General features: G+C 71.9%; 7 protein-coding genes. 3 read left to right on the top strand and 4 right to left on the bottom strand.

Annotated features, from left to right (window positions below; all coding sequences use genetic code 11):
- From AC08OP_RS22875 to AC08OP_RS22865, 3 genes are all read left to right on the top strand, one after another.
- Positions 1–303: hypothetical protein (locus tag AC08OP_RS22875; RefSeq protein WP_476616057.1), on the top strand; the 303-nt coding region annotated here is incomplete at its 5' end.
- A gap of 17 nt (positions 304–320) precedes the next feature.
- Positions 321–1,274, top strand: a complete 954-nt coding sequence (locus tag AC08OP_RS22870; RefSeq protein WP_476616056.1) for an ArdC family protein — start codon at positions 321–323, stop codon at positions 1,272–1,274.
- The gene (locus AC08OP_RS22865; RefSeq protein WP_476616055.1) at positions 1,271–1,468 is read left to right on the top strand and encodes a hypothetical protein; all 198 of its coding nucleotides are present in this window, start codon (positions 1,271–1,273) and stop codon (positions 1,466–1,468) included. Before AC08OP_RS22870 ends, AC08OP_RS22865 begins: the two co-directional genes overlap by 4 nt.
- Positions 1,469–1,545: 77 nt before the next feature.
- Here AC08OP_RS22865 and AC08OP_RS22860 read toward each other — a convergent pair whose 3' ends face one another.
- The 4 genes from AC08OP_RS22860 to AC08OP_RS22845 all read right to left on the bottom strand — a co-directional run bounded on the left by AC08OP_RS22860 (position 1,546) and on the right by AC08OP_RS22845 (position 3,337).
- Positions 1,546–2,049 (bottom strand): hypothetical protein, encoded by a 504-nt coding sequence (locus AC08OP_RS22860; protein WP_476616054.1) that lies wholly within the window; start codon positions 2,047–2,049, stop codon positions 1,546–1,548.
- A gap of 399 nt (positions 2,050–2,448) precedes the next feature.
- Positions 2,449–2,820, bottom strand: a complete 372-nt coding sequence (locus tag AC08OP_RS22855) for a hypothetical protein (RefSeq protein WP_476616053.1) — start codon at positions 2,818–2,820, stop codon at positions 2,449–2,451.
- A complete protein-coding gene (locus AC08OP_RS22850; protein WP_476616052.1) occupies positions 2,817–3,047 on the bottom strand; it encodes a hypothetical protein in 231 nt (76 codons plus the stop codon). Before AC08OP_RS22850 ends, AC08OP_RS22855 begins: the two co-directional genes overlap by 4 nt.
- On the bottom strand, positions 3,044–3,337 hold the full coding sequence (locus tag AC08OP_RS22845; RefSeq protein WP_476616051.1) for a hypothetical protein: 294 nt from the start codon (positions 3,335–3,337) through the stop codon (positions 3,044–3,046). Before AC08OP_RS22845 ends, AC08OP_RS22850 begins: the two co-directional genes overlap by 4 nt.
- Between the last annotated feature and the right edge of the window lie 182 nt (positions 3,338–3,519).

Here is a 3,519-nt window from a genome sequence, read left to right as displayed (position 1 = left end):
GATCTGGCGAACGCCGACTACGCCCGCACGTCGGCCGTCGCCGCACTCGACGCCGAGCGGCTCGTCGCGCTCCTGAGTGAGCGGATCGCCCATCGCGTTCGGCGAACCTTCCCCGGGGCCACCGAGGTCGGGGTCGACGGCAATCACAACCTCGACGTCGTATGCACCCGGACCGGAGTTCTCGCCGACAGCGGGTTCGACCCCGGCTTCGACGAGCTCGCCGAGCAGATCCGCGACGACCTGCTGCGCATCAGCCAGACCGGCCATTTCCAGGGCGACAACCTCATCATCCGATTCCTCTGATAGCGACAGGGAAACCCGTGAGCACTACCAGCAGAAAGGCCGCCACCGGCAAGGGTAGGCGGGGCCCCCTCACCCCTGAGCAGCGTGCCGAGCGCATAGAGGCGGCGCGCGCCCAGCTCGCGGCCGGGGTCGAATCCCTGCTGACCTCCGAAGGCTGGCAGCGGCTGATCGAGTCTCGGCGCTGGCTGCGCCGGTACAGCGCAAACAACCAGGTCATGATCCTGATGCAGTGCCCGGATGCCAGCGACGTGCGGTCGCTGCGCGAGTGGAACGCGCTCGGGTGCCAGATTCGCAAAGGCGAGCGCGGCATCAGGATCTGGGCTCCGTCCGGCCGGCGGCACGCCGCGGCGGGCAAGAGCGAGGGCGACCGCGTCGAAGGAGGCGCCAGCGAGGGCGCCGGGACGGAGAAGGCGACCGCCCGCCACGACGAGCCCCGATTCGTACTGGTGAGCGTGTTCGACCGCTCCCAGCTCGCCAACCCGCCGACTTCGGCGGCCGAGGCCCTGGCCCTACCCGAACTGCTACGCGGCGACGCGCCGTCCGGGATGTGGGAAGGGCTGGCCGCACAGGTGGCCGCCGCCGGTTTCACCCTGGAGCGCGGCGACTGCGGAACCGCGAACGGCCACACCGATCCGGACCACCGCACGGTGCGGGTGCGCGAAGACCTCGCACCCGCACAGGCCGCGAAAACGTTGTGTCACGAGCTGGCCCACGTGCTACTCAAGCACACCGTGAGCACCCCGGGCCACGTCCGCGAGGTCGAAGCCGAGTCCGTGGCCTGCGTGGTGGCCTCGGTGGTCGGCCTGGACGCAGCCACGTACTCGGTGCCCTACGTCGCCGGCTGGGCCGGGACCACGAAGGCGGTCCAGGCGGCGGCCACACGGGTGCTCGCCACCGCCGACACCATCCTCGACCAGCTCGTGGGCGACTGGGCCCTCGATCCCACGGGCGAGCGAGGTGGGACGTCATGACCCTCACCGAGGCTCGCGCCATGGTCAGCACCGACCGACTGTGGCTCGCCCCCGGCACCGGCAAGATCCTCGTGGGCGTCACGGTCCTCGACGCCCGCATCTCCTACGGCCGGGCGCAGCTTCGGGTTCAGCCGATCTCGGGGCGGGGGTCGCGGTGGGTTGACGCGGACATGACGCAGGAAGTCGAGGACTGAGGTAACGCCGCGGTTGGCCTGGTGCCGGTCCCGCCCGCGCCGCCGCGGCAAGCGGATTCGACTTGACCCGGGCGGTCTCAGGTAGCGAGGACGGACAGGGACATTGCGATGGACAGCAGCACGTACGCCTGGGCGCCCTCGGCTGGGGTGACGGAGCGGACCCACCGCTCGTAGCTGTCGAGGGCGTGCTCGGCGAGGTTGGCGGCGCGCTGCCCTTCGGTGAGCGGCGGTTCCTGGTCGTCGTCGGGCTCAGCCACGGCGCTCGGCATCCTCGTCCGGGCCGGTCGGCTCAGTCGGCATGGCGATGCGCCCGGCCAGCAGCTTCGGCGCGGCGCCGGACAGGCCCCGGCGGGCGCCGTGGCGTACCGCTGGATGACACCCGGGGAGGCCAGCAGGCCGTCGAGGATGAGCGCGTCGACGGCCTGGGCGTTGATCCGCCGCCCATGGCGGGTGGTGGTGTCCTCCAGCGCAGGGGCGCTTTCCCACCGCCGCCACTGCGCGTGGCCGGCGGCGATCAGGGCGAGGACCTCGCACTGGCGGCGGGTGGGCTCGGTCTCCTCGGGCGGGTCGCAGTCAGGCATCGGTGCCGCCCTCGTCCGGGTCGAGCACAGCGAAGTTATCCATCACGGCGCGGTCCCAGCCGCAGCTGTCGCACAGGTCGTCGGACGGGTCCCACCCGTCCGGCAACTGTGTACAGCAGCTGTCGCAGAAGCGGCATGGCTCACGCATCGACGACGGCGATCAGGCGTGCCGTGTCGAGCGGCGCGCCATGGGCAGCGGCCTCGTAGGCGCGGGCGTCTGGCCGCCAACGATCAGCCATCGGTCGGCTCCTCGGTCATAACCCATTCCTCTCCGCTCTCCATCGTCACGCCACCTCTCGCATGCTTATCCGCGAACCGACGATCGCCGGGGTCGGAGGTCACGAGGCCCTTTCGGATCCGGGCGGGTCGGCACCCGTACCACGGCGGGCAGGACGGCGCTCACGCGAGATCGGGCTCCGATACGACCGGCTCATGTCGGGTCACGCCGGGACGGATCCTGGTCACGCGAGATCGGTCCCGGCGCGGGACACACCCCGGCCGGGCGTCGGCCGGCGCGAGAGTCGCGCCCGGGAGACCCGACGTCCGCTTCCGTCGCTCGTCGAGGATCAGCGCCGCGCCGAGTGCCACACTGCGCACTGCCGACGCGGCCGAATCCAGGCCCGCGACGCGCACGACGGTGGCGAGGAACTCGGCGCGCAGAGGATCACGATTCGGCAACGATTCGTAGCCACCCCGCGCGTGCACCCGCAGCGCGAGACGGACCGCCTTCCGGTAGGCGGGACTCGTGGGCAGCGGGGCCTCGAGGGTCACGGCGAGACCCCCGCCCGAGGGATCGGCACCAGGAGATCGTCCTCCACGAACGTCACGTAGGACCGATCGCCCCGTGGCCCCGAACCGAGATCCATCTCGACGTGCCAGCCCGTCCGAGTGCCAACGGTCTTGCGCTCCAGCAAGGTGCCGGTCCCGAACCGGACGTCGAGCGGGCCGGTCTGGGTGGTGCGCCGCACCCGGTCGCCCGGGGCCAGCTCGGCGGTCACAGCGCACCACCGGCGGTGAGGGCGTCCCGGCGAGCCAGCTCCTCGGCGACTTCGACCGCGGCCAGCTCGAAGCGCTCGACGTCGCGGGCGCTGCTGGCGTGCCCGCGACGACTCAGCGGCAGCCGGTCGAGCCCGGCCACCCGGGCTACCGCCAGGGCGAACCGGCGCCGTAGGGGGTCGCCAGCCGGTAGCTCCTCCATGCCCCCGCGGGCGCGCACCTCCAGCGCGACCTCGACGGCAGTGTCGAGCGGGTCCGGTGTCGGAGACGCGGCGGGGGCGCGGGGCGCCATCTAAGGCCTCCTGGGGGCTCGGGGCACGACTGGCGCGCCGGTATGGCTACGGATGGCGACAAGCATACAAGGGTGAGTGAACATGAGACGAGCCATGATCCGCCACGGCCAGCGCGGTGATGGGGTGCGGCGGCCGTGGCGGATCATGGCGAGAATAGCAGCCAGAAAGCCCGTTCCCACCC

The sequence above is a fragment of the Frankia sp. CeRuru1 genome (assembly GCF_977966315.1).
This window is presented reverse-complemented; position numbering and strand designations above follow the sequence as displayed.

What these genes read in the sequence shown, in the direction of transcription:
- AC08OP_RS22865 (WP_476616055.1), top strand. Translation starts at nt 1,271, where the DNA reads ATGACCCTCACCGAGGCTCGCGCCATGGTCAGCACCGACCGACTGTGG.
- AC08OP_RS22860 (WP_476616054.1), bottom strand. Translation starts at nt 2,049, where the DNA reads ATGCCTGACTGCGACCCGCCCGAGGAGACCGAGCCCACCCGCCGCCAG.
- AC08OP_RS22845 (WP_476616051.1), bottom strand. Translation starts at nt 3,337, where the DNA reads ATGGCGCCCCGCGCCCCCGCCGCGTCTCCGACACCGGACCCGCTCGAC.